The organism is Streptomyces sp. GMY02, assembly GCF_019056675.1.
Lineage (GTDB): Bacteria > Actinomycetota > Actinomycetes > Streptomycetales > Streptomycetaceae > Streptomyces > Streptomyces odonnellii.
The window spans coordinates 2,606,499-2,626,417 of the sequence record NZ_CP077658.1 but is presented as its reverse complement, the minus strand read 5'-3'; the positions used below and the strand labels follow the sequence as shown (position 1 = coordinate 2,626,417).

The following is a 19,919-nucleotide window of genomic DNA, read 5'->3' as shown; positions in this document are numbered from 1 at the left end:
CTCCGACTCGCGTCGGCACCGGCGCCGCGCCCCCACCGGGGTGCCGGTCGCCAGGTGACCGGCGCGACCGCACGCAAGCACGGATGCCGACAGGGAATACGCCAGTGCCATGTCCGCCCCACAAGGGTGAGGGCGTGGTTCATTCACAAGGGGATCAGCCATGGACACCTGCAACGATGTGACGATCAGGCTTCTCGGCCCGGTGACTCCCGTGAAGGACGCCGTTCCGATACCCATCAGAGGGCAGCGGCAGCGGAGATTCCTCGCGTCCCTGGCGCTGCGGCCGGGGCAGTTCACCTCCAAGGAGGCGATCATCGAGGACTCGTGGGACGGCGAGCCGCCCACGACCGTCTCCGGCCAGCTCCAGACCTCGGCCTGGATGATCCGTACCGCCCTGGTGCAGGCGGGCCTCGCCCGCGACGCACTCGGCTCGCACGATCACGGCTACGAGTTGCGGGTGTCACCGCGGTGCATCGATCTGTTCGTGTTCCGGGAGGCGGTACGTGTCGTACGGGACCTGTACGCGCGCGGGGAGCACCGGGACGCGTCCGAGCGGCTCGACGCCGCGCTGGCCCTGTGGAAGGGACCGGCCTTCGCCGACGTCACCTCCAGCAGGCTGCGGCTGAAGGGGGAGACCCTGGAGGAGGAGCGGCGGGCGGCGGTCGAACTGCGGGCCCTGATCGATGTCGGTCTCGGGCGCCACAACGACGCGATCATCCGTCTGTCGGAGCTGGTCGAGCGCGATCCCTTCCGCGAGGACCTGTACGTCTCCCTCATGAAGGCCTACTACGCCGAGGGCCGCCAGGCCGACGCGATCCAGGTCTTCCACCGGGCGAAGGACATCCTGCGGGAGCAGATCGGGATCAGCCCGGGGGAGCGGATGACGAGGGTGATGCAGGCGATCCTGCGTCAGGACGAGAACGCCCTGCGCGCCGGCACCCCGTACGAGGTGACGGTGTCCGCCGGGGCGGAGCCGCGGACGCTTCCCCGGTACGGGAGCGACGCGGCGGGGCGCCGTCGATGTCGTCCCGGCGCCTGAGGGCCGCGGTCGTGTCCGGCACCGGTGTCCGGCACGCTCAACTCCCCTCGTACAGCAGCTCCTTGAGTGCTTCCGCCAAGCGGTCGATCTCGGATTCGGTGGTGTAGAAGTTCACCGAGACCCGGAGCAGCGGTCCGTCCGGGCGCTCGGACACCGCTGCCTCGATCCGGAAGCGCTCCCAGAGCCTTTGGCGCAGCGTCCCGGCTCCGGACTTCTCGGGCAGGCGGAACGCGACCATTCCGCCGGACAGCGCCGCCGGCTCGGGGGTGGCGGGCTCCAGCCCCTGCCAGCCGGTGAGGCGCTGGCGGGTGTAGTCGGCGAGCTCGCGTCTGCGCGCACGGATCCGGTCGTGCCCCAGTTCCGCCTGGAAATCGATCGATTCGGGTATCGCGAGCCAGGGGCAGAGGTCCCGGGTGCCCTCGCACTCCAGTCTGCGCAACCGGGGCGTACTGCCGAACCGGTCGCGCTCGTCCGGCGGCCCCGGCGGGGGCTCGTACGCCCAGCTCACCTGTGCCGGCCGCAGACTGTCCCGGTGCCGTGCGTCGAAGTGCAGGAAGCCGACGCCTGTGGGGGCGAGGAGCCATTTGTGGCCGCTTCCGGCATAGAAGTCGTAAGGGATGTCCGCCAGGCCGAGGCCGATGAGCCCCGGGGCGTGGGCGCCGTCCACCACGGTCGTGATCCCGCGCCGGCGTGCCTGTTCGCACAACTCCCGGGCGGGCAGGACCAGTCCGGTGGTCGCCGTGACATGGCTGAAGGACAGCAGCCGGGTCCGTGGGCTCATCGCGGCGACGGCCGCGTCCACGATCTCACCGGGATGGGCGGGCAGCACCGGCAGCCGGAACGTCCTCAGCTCCAGGCCCAGCCGCCGCGCCATCCGCTCCCAGCACCAGCGCATCGGTGTGTACTCGTGATCGGTCAGCAGGATCTCGCCCGGCGCGGCCAGGCTCAGTGAGGACGCCACCAGATTGACGGCCCCGGTCACATTGGTGGTGAGGACCAGGCGGTACGGGTCGGCGCCCAGGAAGCCGGCCAGGCGCTCCCGCGCCGTCCACAGCAGCGGAGGGACCTCGTGCAGCAGGAAGTCCATGGGCGCGTGGGCGAGACGGGTACGCAGACCGGTGACGCGTTCGAAGGTGGAGCGCGACAGCGGTCCGCCGGAACCGGTGTTGAGATTGACGGCGGTGGGGTCGAGCAGCATTCGGCCGCGGGCTTCGTCCCAGTCGGCAACAGCCATGTCGTGATCTCCCGGGAATTCGGAATAAGAAAAGGGGACCCGCCGGCATTCGGTCGACGTGAGGCACAGTAGCAGCCGTCGTACGATCCCGGACAGATGCTTTCCTGCCGTCGCGGAAAACCGCGAAGAAAGGCACGAAGAGGAATCAGAGAGAGCCGGAAGAGTGCCTCAAGAGCGGTGCCGGGCAGAATGTCGGTGCAGCTTTCGGACCGGCTAGGGAGAGCACATTGAACGAGTACTCTCGTGAAGATTTCCTGGATTTGAATATATTCCGGGGGGTCGGCGAAGATCCGGTCTACCACCCTCCTGTCCTCGACGGACGGCCTCGTGAGTGGCCGCTCGACGAGTGGGCGGAGGCGCCCCGCGATCTCGGGTTCGCGGACTTCGCCCGCTACCAGTGGCGGGGCCTGCGGATGCTCAAGGACCCGGATACGCAGGCGGCTTACCACGATCTGCTGTGGGAGGTGCGGCCACGGACCGTGGTCGAACTGGGTGTGTACAGCGGCGGCTCACTGGTCTGGTTCCGCGATCTGACCCGGCTCATGGGGATCGACTGCGAAGTCATCGGGATCGACCGCGATCTGTCACGGTGCCAGATCCCGCCCGCCGAGAAGTCGGGCATCACTCTTTACGAGGCCGACTGCGCCGCACTGGAGACATTTGAGCCGCTCCGTGAAGCGGCCCACCCACTGGTCTTCATCGACGACGCGCACAGCAATACGTTCAACATCATGAAATGGGCCGTCGACCATCTGCTCGAACAGGGCGACTATTTCATCATCGAGGACATGATTCCCTACTGGAACCGGTACAGCCCCAAGCTGCTGGCCCAGTATCTCGCCGCCTTCCGCGATGTACTGACCATGGACATGGTGTACGCCAATGCCAGCCCGCAACTGGACCGCGGCGTCTTCCGGCGGTCGGCGACGAAGGAGTAGGCGTACGGAATGCCGACCGTATCGAGTCTCCTGTACTACAGCGCCCCGCTGACCCCGGCGGGGCGGGACGACGACTGGTGCATCGACGCCCTGTCCCGGCCGCCCGAGGTGCTCTTCAACTTCCGCAAGGTCGCCACCGAGACCGTCGTCACCGACGTGCGCGACAGCCCGGTCCGGCCGGAACTCGACGACATGGGATTCGAGAGGATCGTGTCGCCCACGCGGGTGGATCAACGGGCCCTGGTGGAGAGTTCCGCGGCGGACCTTGAGCTGTACCGGCATGAGACGGCGGAGCTGCTCCGGTCCCTCACCGGTGCGGACGTGGTGCGGTTCTTCGACGCCACCGTGCGGCGGGAGGACGCGGGCGTCCCCCACGACGCCTCCCATCAGTCGCCGCATCAGCGCGTGCATGTCGATCAGAGCCCGAAAAGTGCCCGGGCCCGTGCCGAGGAGCACATCGGGCCGGGGCGCCCGTTCCGCAGATTCCAGATCATCAACGTCTGGCGGCCGCTGATCGAACCCGTACGCAATTACCCGCTCGCCCTGTGCGACTACCGGTCGCTGGATCCCGCTGCCGATCTGGTGCCGACCCGGCTGCATTTCCCGGCGTGGCTCAAGGACCGTGAGAACTACTCCGTGAGACACAACCCGGGCCACCGCTGGTACTACTGGGGGTCGCTCTCACCCGATGAAGTGATCCTTTTCAAGTGTTACGACAGCGCGAGCCGCGGCCTGGCCTTCGCCGCTGAAGGCGTGGAGCACGGAGAGCGCGACGACCTGACCGATGTGGCCGGTCTCTGTCCGCACACGGCCTTCTTCGACGAGAAGGGGCCCGCCACCGGGCACTTGCGGACATCCCTGGAAATGCGTGCCCTGCTTTTCTATGGCTGACCGCCGGGCGGAAAAGCCGGATCAGAGACCGACCAGAGAGCCGGATCACGAAAGCCGGATCAGAGAGCTGGATCAGAAAGCCGAGAGGGAGCAGGTGACATGGCGGACACGACCGTACCGATCTTCAGCCTCACCGAATTGCGGAAGGGCGCCGACCAGGAGAAGTTCCGCACGTGTGTGACGGAGATGGGGGTCTTCTATCTCACCGACTACGGTGTGCGGGAGGAGGACCACCAACTGGCCGCGGACACGGCCATGGACTTCTTCGAGCACGGCACTCCGGAGGAGAAGGAGGCCGTGACCACCAAGATCCCGACCATGCGCCGCGGTTACTCCGCCCTGGAGGCGGAGAGCACGGCCCAGGTGACCAACACCGGGACGTACACCGACTATTCGATGTCGTACTCGATGGGCGTCTCGGGCAATCTCTTCCCCACGCAGCGGTTCGAGAAGGTCTGGACGGACCACTTCGACAACCTCTACACGGCGGCGCGGGAAGCCGCGCGGGTGGTTCTGAACGCGACCGGCACGTATGACGCCGGGGACATGGACACGCTGCTGGACTGCGACCCCGTACTGCGGCTGCGCTACTTCCCAGAGGTCCCCGAGCACCGCGCCGCCGAGCGGGAGCCGCGGCGGATGGCGCCGCACTACGACCTGTCCATCATCACCCTCATCCACCAGACCCCGTGCGCCAACGGATTCGTGAGCCTCCAGGCCGAGATCGGCGGCACGATGGTGAGCCTGCCGGCCGTGCGGGACGCCGTGATCGTGCTCTGCGGTGCCATCGCCCCGCTGGCCACCCAGGGCGCGGTGCCCGCACCCCAGCACCATGTCAGGGCCCCGGGCGCCGGCATGCGGGAGGGCAGCGACCGTATGTCGAGCGTCTTCTTCCTGCGCCCCTCGACCGACTTCGCGTTCTCGGTCCCCAAGGCCCGGACATACGGCCTCGATGTCAGCCTCGACGCCGAGACCGCGACCTTCGGGGAATGGATCGGGACCAACTACATCACGATGCACGCGACCGCCGAGTCATAGGCGCTGTCGCGGATCCCGGAACCGGATCACACCCGGCCATCGACGATGGCCTCATTCGTGGGAAGGACAGGAATGCTCGTCGTTGCGTTGAAGCCGGGTCATGACGGCGCGGTCGCCGCGGTCGACAATCGTCAGTTGCTCTACTCGCTGGAATCGGAGAAGGACTCACGCCCGCGGTACACGCCCCTGCTGCCGACGACGATCCTGGACATCGCGGAGCGGCTTGACGCGATACCGGACGTGGTGGCCCTCGGCGGCTGGAGCGATCTGCGCCCGACACGCATCTCGTACACCGGCGCCGGATACGAGGGCACGCAGGAGCCCACCGTCACCACCTCTCGTTTCTTCGGCAAAGAGGTCCGGTTCTTCACCTCGACGCACGAGAGATCGCACATCTACATGGCGCTGGGAATGGCCCCGCGGGATGACAGCCCCGTACGGACGGTCCTGGTCTGGGAGGGCGACGTCGGCGCCTTCTATCTTGTCGACTCCAGCCAGCGGATCATCCACACGGTGCCGGTCATGACGGCGCCCGGTGCCCGCTATTCCTTTCTCTTCGGGCTCGCCGACCCGACCTTCCCCGACTCCGGAGGGAAGCCGCGCCTCAACGACGCAGGAAAGCTGATGGCGCTGGCGGCGTTCGGAGACGCGTGCGACGCCAGTCCCGACATCAAGCATGTCGTCGAGCGGATCCTGAAGCAGGACTCCATGTACCCGGCGCCCAAGGACGAGTACCGGGACTCGGTCCTCTACAACGCGGGCGTCGAGTCGGACGAATGCAAGACCGCCGCCGCGCTGCTGACCGAGCGTCTCTTCGAGACCTTCGCCCAGGTCGCACGCGAGCACATGCCGGAAGGCAGTCCGCTCTATATTTCCGGCGGCTGCGGGCTGAACTGCGACTGGAACAGCCAGTGGGCCGAACTCGGCCATTTCTCCTCGGTCTTCGTCGCCCCGTGCACCAATGACTCCGGCTCCGCGCTGGGCACCGCCATCGACGCGCTCTCGACCTTCACCGGCGATCCCCATATCGACTGGAGCGTGTACAGCGGACTCGACTTCGTCAGCGACACCCGGCCGGATCCCGCCCGCTGGCGCTCCCGTCCGCTCGACGACGGCGCCCTGGCGGGGGCCCTCGCCACCGGCCGGATCGTGGCGTGGGTGCAGGGCCGATGGGAGATCGGGCCGCGCGCCCTGGGCAACCGGTCCATCCTGGCCGAGCCGTTCGGCGCGGCCACCCGCGACCGGCTCAACACCATCAAGCAGCGGGAGGACTACCGGCCCATCGCGCCGTGCGCCCGGGTCGAGGACCTGGGCAAGGCGTTCCACCAGGACTTCGAGGATCCGTACATGCTGTATTTCCGGCATGTACGGGAGTCCAGCGGTCTGCGGGCCGTGACGCATGTGGACGGTTCGACACGGGTCCAGACCGTACGGGATTCGGGCAACCCGCAATTGCACCGGCTGCTTTCGGCGTTCGCCGCCGAGCGGGGAATCGGCGTGCTGTGCAACACATCGCTGAACTTCAACGGTGAAGGGTTCATCAACCGGATGTCCGATCTCGTGCTCTACTGTGAGTCACGCGGAATTCAGGACATGGTCGTGGGCGACACCTGGTACCAGCGGATCGAGGGTTCCTGACACAATCCGGGATTCCGCCCGGGACGGGCGGTGAGGCAGGCGCGCGGCCATCGGATCCAGCGGTTCCGCCGGCCCCATGCGCTTCATCTGCTTCCGCCGCCCGTCCAGCGGAATTTCCTCAGGCGAGAGTTTCCACGGCGTACTCGGCGGCCTCGGCGATGAGGCTCTGATCGTATTCGGCGTCCTTGCCGGCTTTGGTGGACATGACGGCGATGACCAGGGGCGGCGCGGATTTCGGCGGCCACACGATGGCCATGTCGTTGAGCGTGCCGTAGCTGCCGGTCCCGGTCTTGTCGGCCACTGTCCAGCCCCGCGGCACACCGGCCCGGATGCGTTCGGCGCCGGTGGTGTTGCGTTCCAGCAGGTCACGGAGGAAGGCGCGCTTGTCGCTCGGCAGGGCGTTCCCCAGCACGAATTTCTGGTAGTTGGTGCCGAATGCCCGGGGGGATGTCGTGTCGCGGGGGTCTCCCGGGATGGCTTCCGAGATCTCCGGCTCGGTACGGTTTATCCGGGTGACCGTGTCTCCCAGGGTCCGGGTGTACGCCGTGAGCCGGGCCGGGCCGCCGAGGTCTCGGAGCAGCAGATTGCCGGCCGTACCGTCGCTGTAGCGGACCGCCGCGTCGCACAGTTGACGGATCGTCATCCCCTTCGCCACATTCTGCGAGGTGATGGGGGCGTGCTTCATGAGGTCGTCATCGGTGTACCGGACGACGGTATCGAGATGCGACAGCGGGTTGTGGTGCAGAACCGCGGCTGCCGCCACTCCCTTGAACGTCGAGCAGAACGCGAATCGTTCATCCGCCCGATGGGCGATTCCCTCGCCCGTGCCGGTGGCGAGGGCATAAACCCCCAGACGTGCCTCGAACTTCCGTTCAAGCTCGATCAGTCGGTCGTGGCGGCGATTCGGCACGGCGGCTGAGGCGGCGGAAGGAGCGGAACGGGCGGAGGGCGCGGAAGCCGGCGACGAGGGACGGGAATCGGGCGTTGTGCCGTTCGTGCATCCGGCCAGTGGCAAAAGCGCCGCCGCCCCCAGGAATGCGCGGCGGTTGAGGCTCGGTCGGCTGACGCCCGGTCGGGATAATTTCATATTCGTCCTTCCGCTGGTGGGTTTGCGAGGACAGCAAGCCCATGGCGAAAGATACCGAAAGCGTGCGGGCCGGAAGGCCGCGTGGGGCGTCGGTGTCGTGCGCGGTCGCCCCAGGGCTCCTTCATCGCGCCTTCGGCGGAGCGCCCCCGTCCGTTTTTGTCCCGGTCCCCGTGCGTGGCTGGGATGGCCTCGGTCAGAGCGTCAACTGCTAGGGGACATCATGGACGGTCAGGACAGAAAGCACCCGCGCGGAGCCCGGCGGGGCGTGCGGACACGTATCGCGTTGGGGGCGGCCGTCGCGCTGGTGGGGGTCAACACCCTGACCGTTTCCGGCGTGGCGCAGGCCGTCGCGGTCTCCGCTCCCGCCCCGGCCCACCGCTCCGCTTCCGCCTTCCAGCAGGTGCAGTGGAAGACGGACACCGTGGCGCCCGGCATCCAGGTGCGCAGCGGCGTCCTCCAGAACAAGGACGCCGCACCGGTCTGGACGGTCACGGTCCAGGCCCCGGCCGTCAACCGGCTGACCGGCGCCGCCACCTGGGCCCCGCTGGGCGACCGTGCCTGGGCCGACAGCACGGAGGCGAAGCTCCGCGCCGCCGGGTTCGAGCCGCGGGCCGAGCGGGTCGTCTGGGACGAGTACGCCGACACACCGCGCGGCACGATGGGCTGGCAGGTGCGGGTCGGCTCGTACGCCACCCAGGCCGAGGCCCAGACCGCCAACCAGGCGATCACGGCGGGCGGTTTCCGTACCTCCGTGGAGTGGACCGGTTACGACGGCCGCCAGTCGGCCGACCGGGAGAGCATCCATGTCGCGGTGATCGACCCGGCCCGGTTCCGCGGCACCGTGGAGAGCACCCACGACGGCAATGTCGCGGACCGCGAGACGACCTCCTCCGTCGCCGTGAAGAACGGTTCGCTGCTGGCCGTCAACGGCGGCTTCTTCATCACCTCCGACGCGGACGGTGTGCAGGGCACGGTGGCCGGTATCTCCGCGTACGACGGCGAGCTGGAGTCGATGGCCGTCGGCTCCCGTGCCGCGCTGATCATGGCGGACGGCGGGCGGCACCCCCGTATCGCCGATCTGTCCACCACGGTCACCGCCCGGGCGAAGTCCTCCTCGTACGCGGTGCAGGGCATCAACCGGCTCCCCGGAAAGGTCCGCAACTGCGGCCGCCCCGGCGCCGTCCCCACCGAGCTGGCCCGCCACGACACCACCTGCACCCTGCCGAACGACCTGGTGAAGTTCACCCCGAGGTTCCGTGCCGCGCTGCCGCAGGGCGCCGGTATCCAGGTCGTGCTCGACTCCAAGGACCGTGTGGTCTCGGTCGGTGCGCGCGGCGGTGAGGTCCCGGCCGGCGGTTCGGTGCTCCAGGGCGTCGGCGGCGCGGCCGACTGGCTGACGGCACAGGCCCGCGAGGGCGAGCGGATCTCGGTGCAGGAGGTCATCCGCGACTCCGCCGGACGGCAGATCGAGCTCGGCGCCCACGACAGCATCGTCAGCGCCGCCCCGACGCTGGTGCGGGACGGCAGGGTCTCCATCGACGCCGCCACGGAGGGCACGCTCGACCCGCTGGACCTCTCCTTCGGCTTCGCCTGGTCGAACGTACGCCAGCCCCGCACCATGGCCGGTATCGACGGCCACGGTCGGCTGCTCCTGGTCACGGTCGACGGGCGCCAGCCGGGCGTCAGCGAGGGCTTCACGCTGGGCGAGGCCGCCCGCTTCATGCGCTCCCTGGGCGCGAAGCAGGCCCTGAACCTGGACGGCGGCGGCTCCAGCGCGATGGTCGTCGGCGGCAAGCTGGTCAACACCACCTCGGACGCCACCGGCGAACGCGCGGTCGGCGACACGATCCAGGTCCTCCCGGCCCGCCGGGGCTGACCGGTCCGGTCCGATCGACCGGGGCCGGTGCGGTCCGGCTCCGATCCCTTCTCAAGCGCCGGACGGGCTCAGCAGCCCGTCCGGCGCTGTTTTCCAGTCCGCCACCGCCGTGCCCATGGCCTCGACCGCGGCGCGGATACGGGCCGGGTCCGTCCGTACCGTGCGGCTGAACTCCACGTGGATGAACGGGACTCCGGCGTCGGCCGCCAGGCGTCCCTGTTTGTTGGTGCGGCCCGCCAGGGGGCAGTTGGCGGTCCAGGCGCGGCAGATCCGGAACCCGGCGGTCTTCAGAGCGCGGGCCAGGGCGACGGCCTGGGGGCGGGCCTGGTCGCCGGCGCCCGTGGAGACGACCGCCTCGTGGCCGGGGGACGTGGTGTCGGCGAAGCCGTGGATCTGGATGCCGGGCAGACGGCGGGCGACGAGTTCGGCGCAGACGGCGTGGAAGACGGTGTCGGTACGGTGCGCCATGTCCGCGGCGTTGCCCTCGCCCGCCGTGCGGTGGGCGCCGGCGACGACGAGTACCCCGCCGGGGGTGTCGCGCAGGACACCGGCGCCGAGGGTCTCGCTGTAGGCGTCGGCCACGGGGTGCGGTACCTGTACGGAGAAGCGGGCGGGCCCGTCGAGCGGGATGTACACACGGCCCCAGCCGCGCGTGTCCTCGTCCGCGCGGTCGGCTATCTCCGCGAACCGGCGGCCCTGCCCGCTGTCCCGGAGGATCCGTACGCCGAAGTCGACCTCGGCGAGCCTGCGTTCGGCCTCGCCCCGCCTGCCGTCGAGATAGAGCCCGACCCCGGCCGCGACGGTCTCGCGCTCGACGCGGTTCGGCGGCCGGAAGCCGGCGTCGGCGACGGTGTCCTGGGCGAAGTCCGCGACGCGCCGGCCCAGGTCGAGTTCGGTGCCGGAACCCGCGGCGGGCCGGGAGGGGCCGCCGGAGTCGCGGTCCCAGAGTGGAGTGACGATCACCACAGCGGCCACTATCAGTGCTCCGACCAGCAGGCTTGCCGTGATTGTTATCTTCACGGTCGAAGATCGTTCCATATGGCGTACAAAATACCTTTGTGAAGCAACCCCTCGCGCCTCTCTCTCCGCTCCGCGGACGCCATACCGGTACGCGTACGGCTCCCCGCGCCACCTTCCGTGCCGCCGTGACAGTCTGCCTCGCCGCGGCCGTCGCGGGCTGTTCCGCACTCGGTTCCGGGGGCGGGGACGCGGGCGCGGCCAAGGGCGGGGGTCCCTCGTTCACGGTTGCCGCGGCCGGTGACGTACTGATCCATCCGCCGCTGACCGACCAGGCGCGCAAGGACGGCAAGGCCACCGCGGGCGGTCCCGAGCTGGACTTCGCCCCGCTGATGGCCGGCGTGAAGCCCGTCATCAGCAAGGCGGACCTGGCGATCTGCCACATGGAGCCGGTGATCGCTCCGAAGGGCGGGCCGTACGAGGGGTTCCCGAATTTCCAGGTGCCGCCGGAGATCGCGGGCACGCTCAAGAACATCGGTTACGACACCTGCTCGACGGCGTCGAACCACTCGATCGACCATGGCGCCGCCGGGGTCGAGCGGACGCTGGACACTCTGGACGCGGCCGGTCTGGGACACACGGGTTCGGCCCGGAGCGAGGCCGAGTGGCTGAAGCCGCTGATCACCGAGGTGAAGGGGGTGAAGGTGGCGCAGATCTCCTTCGCTTTCGGCTTCGGGTCCGACCAGGTGCCCCCGGACAAGCCGTGGCTGGTCAACAAGACCTCGTTCACCGCGATCGCCGACGCCGAGAAGCGCGCCAGGAAGGCGGGCGCGGATGTCGTCATCCTCAGCATTCACTGGGGGCGTGAGCACCACAACGCGCCCAGTACCTCGCAGATGGAGCTGGCCGAGCGCATCGCGAAGCAGACCGGCATCAACCTGGTGATCGGGCACCACGCCCATGTCGTGCAGCCGATGGAGAAGATCAACGGCACCTGGGTCGCGTACGGCCTCGGCAATCAGGTCGCCCGGCACGAGGTGCCCAGCGGTCAGTCCGAAGAGGGAGCCATTGGCTGGTTCACATTCACAAAGCACGGTGCGAAGTGGGACGTACAGGCGCAGTACGTACCGACCTTTGTCGATATCCCTCCGGTGCCGGAGGACCCCGCCCTGCCCGACAAGCTGCCCGAGGGCGCGGTGACGGACTACCGGCTGGTCGATGTGGCGCGGGCGCTGGAGGACGGGAAGTCCCAGGACGGCAAGAAGTACACGGAGGAGCAACTCGCCCGTTACCGGCTGGCCTTCGACCGTACACAAGGGACGATGCTCAACCGGGGTGCGGCGAAGGACGGGCTGACGCCCCTGGAGGAGCCGCCGGGCTAGTGCCCCGTCGGCTGCCTGCTGGTTTGCCTGTTGGTGGCCCGTTCAGCCGGGCTTTGACCGGGGCCCTTTGCCCCGGTTGCGGGCCTCTCATGTCCCGCACGTAACATCTGTAATTCAGATCACACCGCGTACCGGTTCGATTGTGTACAACCATTCGACCCCGCGGCCGGTCATCTTTTCGCGGTCGGTAGCGTCCTCTTGGGCTTCCGCCGTCCTGCGTCCGTTCCGTACGGCAGAGCCCCGTACGGGACCTGTTCGACCCCCACACGCCCGCGCCAGCGCGCGCACGCCCGCGCGTGCTCCGGCGCCGGCCGCACCATGCTGAGAGAGGTACCCATGGCCGTTTCGTCTGCGAAGCGGCGGCACAAGGTCCGTAAACGGGCCGACATGTCGCTCCTGGGTGGCATCCGCCCACCGATCGCGGTCCTCTCGGCACTGCTGCTCGCGCTGGCCGGCCTCACCGCCCTGGGATTCGGCACGGCCGAACCGCTTCCCAAGGCGGTACGGATCTCCCAGCAGCACTTCGCCGAGGACGGCGCGATCGCGCTCCGGGCCTCGCTGGACGAATCGATCACCGACCTCGACCGGACCGCGTCGCTCTTCAACGCGGGCGATCCGGTCTCCGCCGACACCGTTCTCGACAAACTGGGCAACGTCTACCAGAAGTGGCGCGGCTCGGCGATCGTCGAGATCAAGTCGGGCAAACTGCTTGCCGCGCGCGGCGAGAACGTACCGCTCCTCGCCGTCGACCTGCAGAAACTCTCCGACGAGGACGGCCTCGCCCCCCGGATGATCCGGCTGGAGAACGGCGAGACCCGGCTGCTCACCTTTGCCCTGCTGTCCTGGGAGGGCCGGCCGCAGCAGTTGCTGATCACCTCGAACAGCCTGAAGGTCCCCGGGGTGAGCCTCGGCAAGTTCCGGGCGATCGCCGTGGTCGACGCGGGCGGCACGGTCCTCAGCAGCGACGGCCTCCAGGTGCCCGAAGAGGATGATTCGGACACCGCCAAGGACGAGATCGAGCAGACCGAGAAGCAGCTCCGTACCTTCGCGAAGCGCTCCGCGGAAAAGTCCGGACAGAACCCGCTCACCACCAAGGAACCCGGCTCCGGCGGTTTCCTCGGGGTCAGCGGATCCATGACCGGCACCAAGCTGATCAGCGGGGAGCGCCCGGTGGCCGGGTACGCGACGCTCGCCGCGCCCGAGGCCGGCGGCAGCACCGACGCGACCAGCCTCGGTCTCTCCGTGGTCACCCTGGTCACCGTCCCGGAGAACACCAGTCGGGTGAACGACCCGATGTTCGGCCTGTGGTCCGCCGGCGCGCTGCTGGTCATCGGCGCCCTTGCCGTGGCCCTGCTGCTCGGTACGGTCCAGGGCCCGCTGCTCCGGCTCTTCCTGGAGAGCCGCCGCCTCACCCGCGGCGATCTCACCCGGCCGGTGACCGTGCCCCGGTTCGGCGAGGCGCGCCGGATCGGCGACGCGCTGGAACAGCTCCGGCTCCAGCTCCTCGGCGCCCCCGCGCCCGACGGGAGTACGGGTACGGGCGGCGGGAAGCGGCGGCGCGGGCGGCGCGTCGGCACCCGGGCGCTGCTGGCGGGCGGTGGGATTCTCCTGCTGGTCTGGTCGGTTCCGATGATGCTGGTGCTGAACCGTGCCGGGGACACGCTGGTGGTGCCGCAGCAGCTTGTGAGTGATCAGCGGGACCGTACCGACACGGTCACGGACCGGGTGCGACGGGCGCTGAACGAGGGGTATGCCGACCTGCTGTCCGTCGCCACCCTCATCGGTGACGAGACCGGGGCCGGGGACATGACGACCGTCCTGGAACGGACCATGACCGAACACCCCCGCTACAGCTCGCTGTACGTGCTCTCCGCCGACGGCACCGTCCTGGCGCAGGCCGGGGACAGTCCGGCGGACCCGGGGGCGAAGCGTCCCGGCAACGAGCCGATCGCCGTTCTCGGGGACGGTGCCAAGGAGCCGCGGATCACCGGATACGCCGAACTCCCCGGCCGCGACGGCGCCCTGGTGGTCGGCGAGTTCCGCATCGACTTCCTCAACTCCCTCCTCAAACGCCCCGGACTCGGCCAGGTACGCATCGTGGACGCCGAACGGCGGGTCCTGGGCTCGAACACCGGCTACCGCGCCTTCGAGAACCTCCCCTCGGCACGCCTGGAGTCACTGGTCGAGGCCACCAACCAGAAAGCCGGACTGAGCACCCGCCCCAGCGGGGTCCTCTTCCGCGACGGCGAGGGCGTCCAGATCGCCGCGGCGGCCCCCTTCGCCGGCGGCGGAGCCGCCAAAGCACTGGGCTGGACCGTGGTGAGCTGGCAGCCCGCCTCCGCCCTCGCCATCCCCGAATACAGCGCCCAGAACCGCACCGTCCTGGCCGGACTCCTCGGCGTCACCGCGGCCGCCGCCTGCCTGGGCTGGCTCCACATCGTCGTCGCCCGCCCCCTGCGCGCCCTGGCCCGCCAGGCCGAGACCCTCGCCGACGGCGACCGCAGAACCGTCCTCTACCCCCGCCACCACGACGAGGTCGGAGCCATCGCCCGCTCCCTGGAACTCCTGCGCCAGCAACTCCAGGAACAGCGCAGACGCGACAGCACACCCCAGACCCTCGCCGAAAGGATCTGACCGACCGTGCTCTTCCTCTACTTCGTGCTGCTCACATGCAGCACGATCCTGCTGGTCGCCGGACTCGTGGAGCAGGCACGGCACTTCGCCAACCTGAACCGCATCCCGACCCGCGTCCTGGTCAACGGAATCCGCGGCAAGTCCTCCATCACCCGGCTGTGCGCGGGCGCGCTGCGCGGCGGTGAGCTGATCACGGTCGCCAAGACCACCGGCACGGCGGCCCGCTTCATCCACCCGGACGCGACCGAGGAGCCGGTCTACCGCAAGTTCGGCATCGCCAATGTGGTGGAGCAGATCGGGATCGTACGGCGCGCCGCCGCGTACAACCCCGACGCGCTGGTGATCGAGTGCATGGCCGTCATGCCGGCGCTCCAGGAGATCAATCAGTCGAAGCTGATCCGGTCCACGATCGGGGTGCTCTGCAACGTACGCGAGGACCACCTCGCCGAGATGGGCCCGACCCTCGACGACGTGGCGCGCTCGCTGTCCCGCTCGATGCCGGAGGACGGGATCTGCGTCACCGCGGAGAAGGACCGGTTCGCGATCCTCCAGGAGGAGGCGGACGCCCGTAACTGCCAACTGATCTACGCGGACCCGGAGACGGTCACCGACGAGGAGCTGCGGGGCTTCAGTTGGTTCACGTTCAAGGAGAACGTGGCCATCGCGCTGAAGGTCGCCGAACTGCTGGGCGTGGCGCGGGAGACGGCGCTCCAGGGGATGTACGACGCGCCGCCGGACCCGGGTGTGCTGTCCGTGGAGCGCTACCTCACGCCGGACGGCAAGCGGCTGCGGTTCGCGAACGTCTTCGCGGCGAACGACCCCGAGTCGACGCTGATGAACATCAATCAGTTGCTGGATCTGGGCGCGATCAACCGTCCGCTGCACGTGGTCATCAACTGCCGTCCCGACCGGGTCGAGCGCAACGGGCAGATGGGCGAGATCATTCCCGAACTCCAGCCGGAGAAGGTCTTTGTGATCGGCCACCCGGCGAAGAGCGCGATCGACGCGATTCCGGGGGAGTGGCGGTCGCGGGCGGTGGATCTGGGCGGTGACAAGCGGGATCCCGAGGAGTTCATGCGGGAGCTGCTCGGGATGCTCGGGCCGGACTCGTCGCTGGTGGCGATCGGCAATATCCATGGGCAGGGGGAGCTGCTGCTGGAGCATCTCGCGGAGCTGCCGCCGGACGAGACGGTGGACGAGGCGGACGGGGCCGCGGGGCCGGGAGGTCCGGAGGGGCCGGGGGCCGGTGCCGGTGGTCCGGGCGCCGGTGGCCCGGGTGCCGGTGGCTCGCGGGCTCAGGGACAGGGGCTCGGGCAGGTGCAGGGCGAGGTGCAGGGCCAGGCTCCGGGGCAGGTGCGGGGGCACGGGCCGGAATCTCAGCTTCCGGCGCTGGGCCCGGCGGGGGACCAGGTGTCGGACACCGTCGCCATCCCGGTCGTACCCACTGGTCCGGTATCCACCGGTCCCGTACCGGCCGGTCCCGTACCGGCCGGGGAGCTGCCCGCCGGACCCGTACCGACCGGCGCCGTACCGGCCCGGGAGCTGCCCGCCGGTCCCGCGCCCGCCGGACCCGTACCCACGCCGGATCAGCACCCCGGCTCGCACCCGCACGCACAGCCGGACCCGAACCCGCATCCGCGGCACGACGAGACGCTGGCGCTGCCCCGGTATGCGCCGCGGCTCGACCCGTACCAGCGGTACCCCGAGGCGTACGAACAGCGCTACCAGCAGCGTCCGGCCGCCGGGCCGCCCCGGGAGCGCGGTCTGTTCGAACCGGCCCGGATGCCGGTGACGGCGACGGACGATTCCGGCGCCTCCGGCATCCCGGGCGGTCCCGGCAACGCCTCCGGTGTCCCCGGCAACGCCTCCGGCGGTTCCAGTGACCCGGCCGAGCGCCCCGCGCCCCACCAGCAGCCCCACCACCCCGAGTACCCGCAGAACCCCACGCACCCGAACGCCACGCACCCGAACCCTCCGCACTCCGTCGCGCCGCAGAACCCAGGAGAACCCCGTTGATCCCCGCAGTCCTCACCCCCGAGATCGCCGCGATCGGCATCGGTCTGGGCCTGATGTTCTCCCTGGTCTGCTATCTCACGACCAATCTCTCCCCGGGTGGCATGATCACGCCCGGCTGGCTGGCGCTGACCCTTGTCGAGGATCTCCAGCGCGCCGCCATGGTCGTCGGCGTGACCGTACTGACGTATGTGACCACGCTGCTCGTCCAGCGCTTTGTGATCCTCTACGGAAAGCGCCTGTTCTCGGCGGTCGTCCTGATCGGTGTCCTGCTCCAGGGCACCGTGATGATCGTGCTGTCGCTCGAATTCCCGCTGATGTACGCGAACCAGACGCTCGGCTTCATCGTGCCGGGCCTCATCGCGTACCAGCTCGTACGCCAGCCCAAGGGCGCGACCATCCTCGCCACCGGCACGGTCACGCTCACGGCCTATGTCGTCCTGACCGCGGGCATCCTGCTCGGCGCCCTGCCGTCCGCCTGACCCGCCCACCCACGGGAGCCCCATCCTCATGAGTGCCAAGTCCAAGCGCGGCCGCCCCGTCCTGCACGGCGTGACCGTCATCGCGCTGCTGGCCGGCAGCGCGTACCTCACCGTCGAACTCCGCAAGGACGAGCAGGCCAAGGCGCCCGCCGTCCAGGCCATCACCGACATCCCCAACCTGAAGACCGGGGCCGGGAACACCTCCGGCGAGCAGACCTGGGAGCGGCTCAAGAACCCGGACCGCTCAGTGCTGCGCGGCGGCGACGGCGACATCCTCGCCTCGTTCACCGACGGCGCGCGTACGGCGACCCTCACCGGTCCGAGCCGTACGTTCGACGAGCCGGCCAACACGTCGTCCCGGGTGGTCACCGAGAACTGGGTGCGGCTGATGCCGGAGGCGTGGACGAAGGGCGCCGAGAAGGAGCAGTGGTTCAAGGACTGGTTCAAGGAGTACTACGGCAGCGAGGAGGACGACCTCTTCGCGTTCGCCTTCCAGTACGTGGAGGGCGCGCCGGTCAAGAAGGACGACGAGGGCGTACCGTACGCGGGCGACGCCAGCTTCGGGCCGCTGAACCCGGAGGGCAGCGAGGGCAACGACCTGCGCCTGGAGGAGTCCGACTTCTACGACTACCTCGGCATTCCGTACACCTTCCGCGACGGCACAGTGAAGGAGCCGCAGGCCGCGCGCTACCGCTCGATCGACTGCTCTGGCTTCATCCGTACGGTGTTCGGCTACCGCGGCCGCTATCCGCTGATGGCGTCCGACGACACGGGTGACGGCCTGCCGCGCACGGCCAACGGCATGGCGCGTTCGAAGGCGGGCGTCGACATCATCAAGCTGTCGGGCCCCGAGCCGCGCTACGAGCGCCCGAAGTCCATCAGCGTCCTCCAGCCCGGCGACCTGGTCTTCTTCAAGCTCGACGCCAGGACGAAGTCCCGCCTGGACCACACCGGCATGTACCTGGGCACGGACACGGACGGCCACCAGATCTTCATATCCAGCCGTGAAGAGGCCAACGGCCCGACGATCGGCGACAAGGGCGGCACCTCCCGCCTCGACGGCAACGGCTACTACGCCGCCACACTCCGCAGCGCGAAGCGTCTCTGACCAGGCTTTCCCCGGACCCGGCCCCCTTCGGGAGGCCGGGCCCGCGCGCTGCTCGGCGGCCTGTGAGCGACGCCAGTGCCGGAGGTCAGTGGGGGAGCGGTGGGGTTTTGGTGGCCAGGGTGTTGATCTGGGGGGTCGTCAGGATCCGGGGGGAATCGGCGGAGGTGCGGGCCACCGTCAGCATCGCCTGGGCCAGGTGGTCCGTGGTGGTCGTGTGGGCCGGGGCCAGTTTGTGGAGTACGGGGTACAGCCAGGACGTGGCGGCGTAGAGCAGGCGGTAGAGCGGGGTGCGGGACCGGGCGCCGTGGCGGGGCTGGATGTAGCCGGGGCGGAACATATGGGCGCGCAGGTTCAGGGCGGCCAGGTCGTTCTCCGTGCGGCCCTTGATCCGTGCCCAGGCCGCCCGTGCCCGCTGCTCGCTGTCGGTGCCCTCGCCCGAGACATAGATGAAGACCAGGCCCGGGCTGACCCGCACCAGGGAGCGGGCGGCGGCCAGGGTGTAGTCGTAGGTGATGCGGGTGTACTCCGCCTCACCGCGGCCCGCCGACGACACCCCGAGGCAGTAGAAGCACGCGTCCGCGCCCGCCAGTTCGTCCTCGATCGCCGAGAAGTCCGTGAAGTCGTCGTGCACGATCTCGGTGACCTTCGGGGGTGCGGGCCGGTGGGCCGGCGGCTCACCAGGAGTACGGAGCTGACGCCCTCGTCCAGCACGCAGGCCCGCAGGACGCCGTGACCGACCATGCCGGACGAACCGTAGATGACAACCTTCACGCGGTACGCCTCGTCCTTCTCGACGACGATCTAACCGATCAGTTAGATTTGAGGGCCAGGGTACATGGGCTGCATAAGGATCCGGTTAGTCAGGCGGCTAAATTGGACACATGGTGAAGAAGTCCGATGCCACGAAGGCGCGCCTGTTGCAGGCCGCGACGCAGGAGTTCGCCACGTACGGGATCGCGGGTGCCCGGGTGGACCGCATCTCCGCGGCGGCGTCGGCGAACAAGAACCTGATCTACGTGTACTTCGGCAACAAGGAGCAGCTCTTCGACACGGTCTACCAGGCCGCCATCGAGGAACTGCTGGAGGCCGCGCCCTTCGACGCCGAGGACCTGCCCGGTTACGCCGGGGCCCTGTTCGACTTCTACGTCGCCCACCCGCATCTGATCCGGCTGGCCCGCTGGCACGCTCTGGAGAGGCCGGCCGACGAGGTGCTGCCCGTCGCGTACGGGGCGACCCGGGACAAGCTGCGGAAGCTCTCGGCCGCCCAGTCCGCGGGCCTGGTCGACGCCGGTATGCCCGCCCATGCGCTGCTCACGCTGATCCTTGTGCTGTCCGCCGCCTGGAGCGACGGGTCTCCGGAGGGCCGTGCGGCCGGTGACGCGGAGCTGGCGGCCCTCCACCGGCACTCGATCGTGGTCTCGGTCGGCCGCCTCGTCCGGCCACCGCGGGCCGCGGGGGACTCGCGGGGCTGACCTGGGCTCCGTGGCTGCCCGTAACTGCACGTACCTTCCCGCCGCGCCTCGGCCTGCCCGGGTCTGACCCGGGCGCCGTATCTGCCGGGCTGCGGGCAGTGGTTTGTCATGGCGTAGTCACGCGCCGTAT

The 19,919-nt window shown here is 69.4% G+C and carries 16 protein-coding genes; 12 read left to right on the top strand and 4 right to left on the bottom strand.

Annotation, left to right across the window (positions count from 1 at the left end; translation table 11 throughout):
• The first annotated feature begins 160 nt into the window (after window positions 1-160).
• On the top strand, window positions 161-1,039 hold the full coding sequence (locus KQY30_RS10890) for an AfsR/SARP family transcriptional regulator (RefSeq protein ID WP_217306660.1): 879 nt from the start codon (window positions 161-163) through the stop codon (window positions 1,037-1,039).
• Between the two features lie 37 nt (window positions 1,040-1,076).
• Here KQY30_RS10890 and KQY30_RS10885 read toward each other — a convergent pair whose 3' ends face one another.
• Window positions 1,077-2,273: an aminotransferase class V-fold PLP-dependent enzyme gene (locus KQY30_RS10885; RefSeq protein ID WP_217306659.1), complete on the bottom strand. Its 1,197-nt coding sequence runs from the start codon at window positions 2,271-2,273 to the stop codon at window positions 1,077-1,079.
• Window positions 2,274-2,533: 260 nt separating this feature from the next.
• On the opposite strand from KQY30_RS10885, the gene KQY30_RS10880 reads away from it, so the two are divergent.
• The 4 genes from KQY30_RS10880 (at window position 2,534) to cmcH (ending at window position 6,778) form a co-directional block, all read left to right on the top strand.
• Window positions 2,534-3,211: a CmcI family methyltransferase gene (locus tag KQY30_RS10880; RefSeq protein WP_254407064.1), complete on the top strand. Its 678-nt coding sequence runs from the start codon at window positions 2,534-2,536 to the stop codon at window positions 3,209-3,211.
• Window positions 3,212-3,220: 9 nt separating this feature from the next.
• Window positions 3,221-4,102: a CmcJ/NvfI family oxidoreductase gene (locus KQY30_RS10875; RefSeq protein ID WP_217306657.1), complete on the top strand. Its 882-nt coding sequence runs from the start codon at window positions 3,221-3,223 to the stop codon at window positions 4,100-4,102.
• A 99-nt stretch (window positions 4,103-4,201) separates the two neighbouring features.
• Window positions 4,202-5,140 carry a 2OG-Fe(II) oxygenase family protein gene (locus KQY30_RS10870; protein ID WP_217306656.1) on the top strand — a complete coding sequence of 313 codons (939 nt, stop codon included), beginning with the start codon at window positions 4,202-4,204 and terminating at the stop codon, window positions 5,138-5,140.
• A gap of 72 nt (window positions 5,141-5,212) precedes the next feature.
• Entirely contained in the window at window positions 5,213-6,778 is a 1,566-nt protein-coding gene (cmcH, locus tag KQY30_RS10865; RefSeq protein WP_217306655.1) for a carbamoyltransferase C-terminal domain-containing protein, read from the top strand.
• Window positions 6,779-6,896: 118 nt separating this feature from the next.
• Here the strand turns inward: cmcH and bla are convergent, their stop codons facing one another.
• The gene (gene bla, locus KQY30_RS10860; protein WP_217306654.1) at window positions 6,897-7,865 is read right to left on the bottom strand and encodes a class A beta-lactamase; all 969 of its coding nucleotides are present in this window, start codon (window positions 7,863-7,865) and stop codon (window positions 6,897-6,899) included.
• Between the two features lie 265 nt (window positions 7,866-8,130).
• On the opposite strand from bla, the gene KQY30_RS10855 reads away from it, so the two are divergent.
• Window positions 8,131-9,741: a phosphodiester glycosidase family protein gene (locus KQY30_RS10855; protein WP_254407063.1), complete on the top strand. Its 1,611-nt coding sequence runs from the start codon at window positions 8,131-8,133 to the stop codon at window positions 9,739-9,741.
• Window positions 9,742-9,792: 51 nt separating this feature from the next.
• Here KQY30_RS10855 and KQY30_RS10850 read toward each other — a convergent pair whose 3' ends face one another.
• A complete protein-coding gene (locus KQY30_RS10850; RefSeq protein ID WP_217306652.1) occupies window positions 9,793-10,761 on the bottom strand; it encodes a hypothetical protein in 969 nt (322 codons plus the stop codon).
• Between the two features lie 125 nt (window positions 10,762-10,886).
• Between KQY30_RS10850 and KQY30_RS10845 the strand changes: the two genes are divergently transcribed.
• From KQY30_RS10845 to KQY30_RS10825, 5 genes are all read left to right on the top strand, one after another.
• Window positions 10,887-12,080: a CapA family protein gene (locus KQY30_RS10845; RefSeq protein WP_217306651.1), complete on the top strand. Its 1,194-nt coding sequence runs from the start codon at window positions 10,887-10,889 to the stop codon at window positions 12,078-12,080.
• A 336-nt stretch (window positions 12,081-12,416) separates the two neighbouring features.
• Window positions 12,417-14,714, top strand: coding sequence for a cache and HAMP domain-containing protein (locus KQY30_RS10840; RefSeq protein ID WP_254407062.1), 2,298 nt, complete (start codon window positions 12,417-12,419; stop codon window positions 14,712-14,714).
• A gap of 6 nt (window positions 14,715-14,720) precedes the next feature.
• On the top strand, window positions 14,721-16,730 hold the full coding sequence (pgsB, locus tag KQY30_RS36335; RefSeq protein ID WP_254407061.1) for a poly-gamma-glutamate synthase PgsB: 2,010 nt from the start codon (window positions 14,721-14,723) through the stop codon (window positions 16,728-16,730).
• Entirely contained in the window at window positions 16,727-17,209 is a 483-nt protein-coding gene (locus KQY30_RS10830) for a poly-gamma-glutamate biosynthesis protein PgsC/CapC (protein ID WP_046509324.1), read from the top strand. The genes pgsB and KQY30_RS10830 overlap by 4 nt, the downstream gene beginning before the upstream one ends.
• Window positions 17,210-17,237: 28 nt before the next feature.
• The gene (locus KQY30_RS10825; RefSeq protein WP_217306650.1) at window positions 17,238-18,317 is read left to right on the top strand and encodes a C40 family peptidase; all 1,080 of its coding nucleotides are present in this window, start codon (window positions 17,238-17,240) and stop codon (window positions 18,315-18,317) included.
• An 85-nt stretch (window positions 18,318-18,402) separates the two neighbouring features.
• On the opposite strand, the gene KQY30_RS10820 is transcribed toward KQY30_RS10825, so the two are convergent.
• On the bottom strand, window positions 18,403-18,948 hold the full coding sequence (locus KQY30_RS10820; protein WP_217306649.1) for an epimerase: 546 nt from the start codon (window positions 18,946-18,948) through the stop codon (window positions 18,403-18,405).
• Between the two features lie 250 nt (window positions 18,949-19,198).
• Here KQY30_RS10820 and KQY30_RS10815 point away from each other — a divergent pair, with 250 nt between their 5' ends.
• Window positions 19,199-19,789: a TetR family transcriptional regulator gene (locus tag KQY30_RS10815; protein ID WP_217306648.1), complete on the top strand. Its 591-nt coding sequence runs from the start codon at window positions 19,199-19,201 to the stop codon at window positions 19,787-19,789.
• Window positions 19,790-19,919: the final 130 nt, after the last annotated feature.

Excerpts from the sequence above, each read along its gene's own strand:
- KQY30_RS10890 (WP_217306660.1), top strand. The coding sequence starts at position 161 with ATGGACACCTGCAACGATGTGACGATCAGGCTTCTCGGCCCGGTGACT.
- KQY30_RS10885 (WP_217306659.1), bottom strand. The coding sequence starts at position 2,273 with ATGGCTGTTGCCGACTGGGACGAAGCCCGCGGCCGAATGCTGCTCGAC.
- KQY30_RS10875 (WP_217306657.1), top strand. The coding sequence starts at position 3,221 with ATGCCGACCGTATCGAGTCTCCTGTACTACAGCGCCCCGCTGACCCCG.
- KQY30_RS10870 (WP_217306656.1), top strand. The coding sequence starts at position 4,202 with ATGGCGGACACGACCGTACCGATCTTCAGCCTCACCGAATTGCGGAAG.
- cmcH (WP_217306655.1), top strand. The coding sequence starts at position 5,213 with ATGCTCGTCGTTGCGTTGAAGCCGGGTCATGACGGCGCGGTCGCCGCG.
- bla (WP_217306654.1), bottom strand. The coding sequence starts at position 7,865 with ATGAAATTATCCCGACCGGGCGTCAGCCGACCGAGCCTCAACCGCCGC.
- KQY30_RS10840 (WP_254407062.1), top strand. The coding sequence starts at position 12,417 with ATGGCCGTTTCGTCTGCGAAGCGGCGGCACAAGGTCCGTAAACGGGCC.
- KQY30_RS10825 (WP_217306650.1), top strand. The coding sequence starts at position 17,238 with ATGAGTGCCAAGTCCAAGCGCGGCCGCCCCGTCCTGCACGGCGTGACC.
- KQY30_RS10815 (WP_217306648.1), top strand. The coding sequence starts at position 19,199 with ATGGTGAAGAAGTCCGATGCCACGAAGGCGCGCCTGTTGCAGGCCGCG.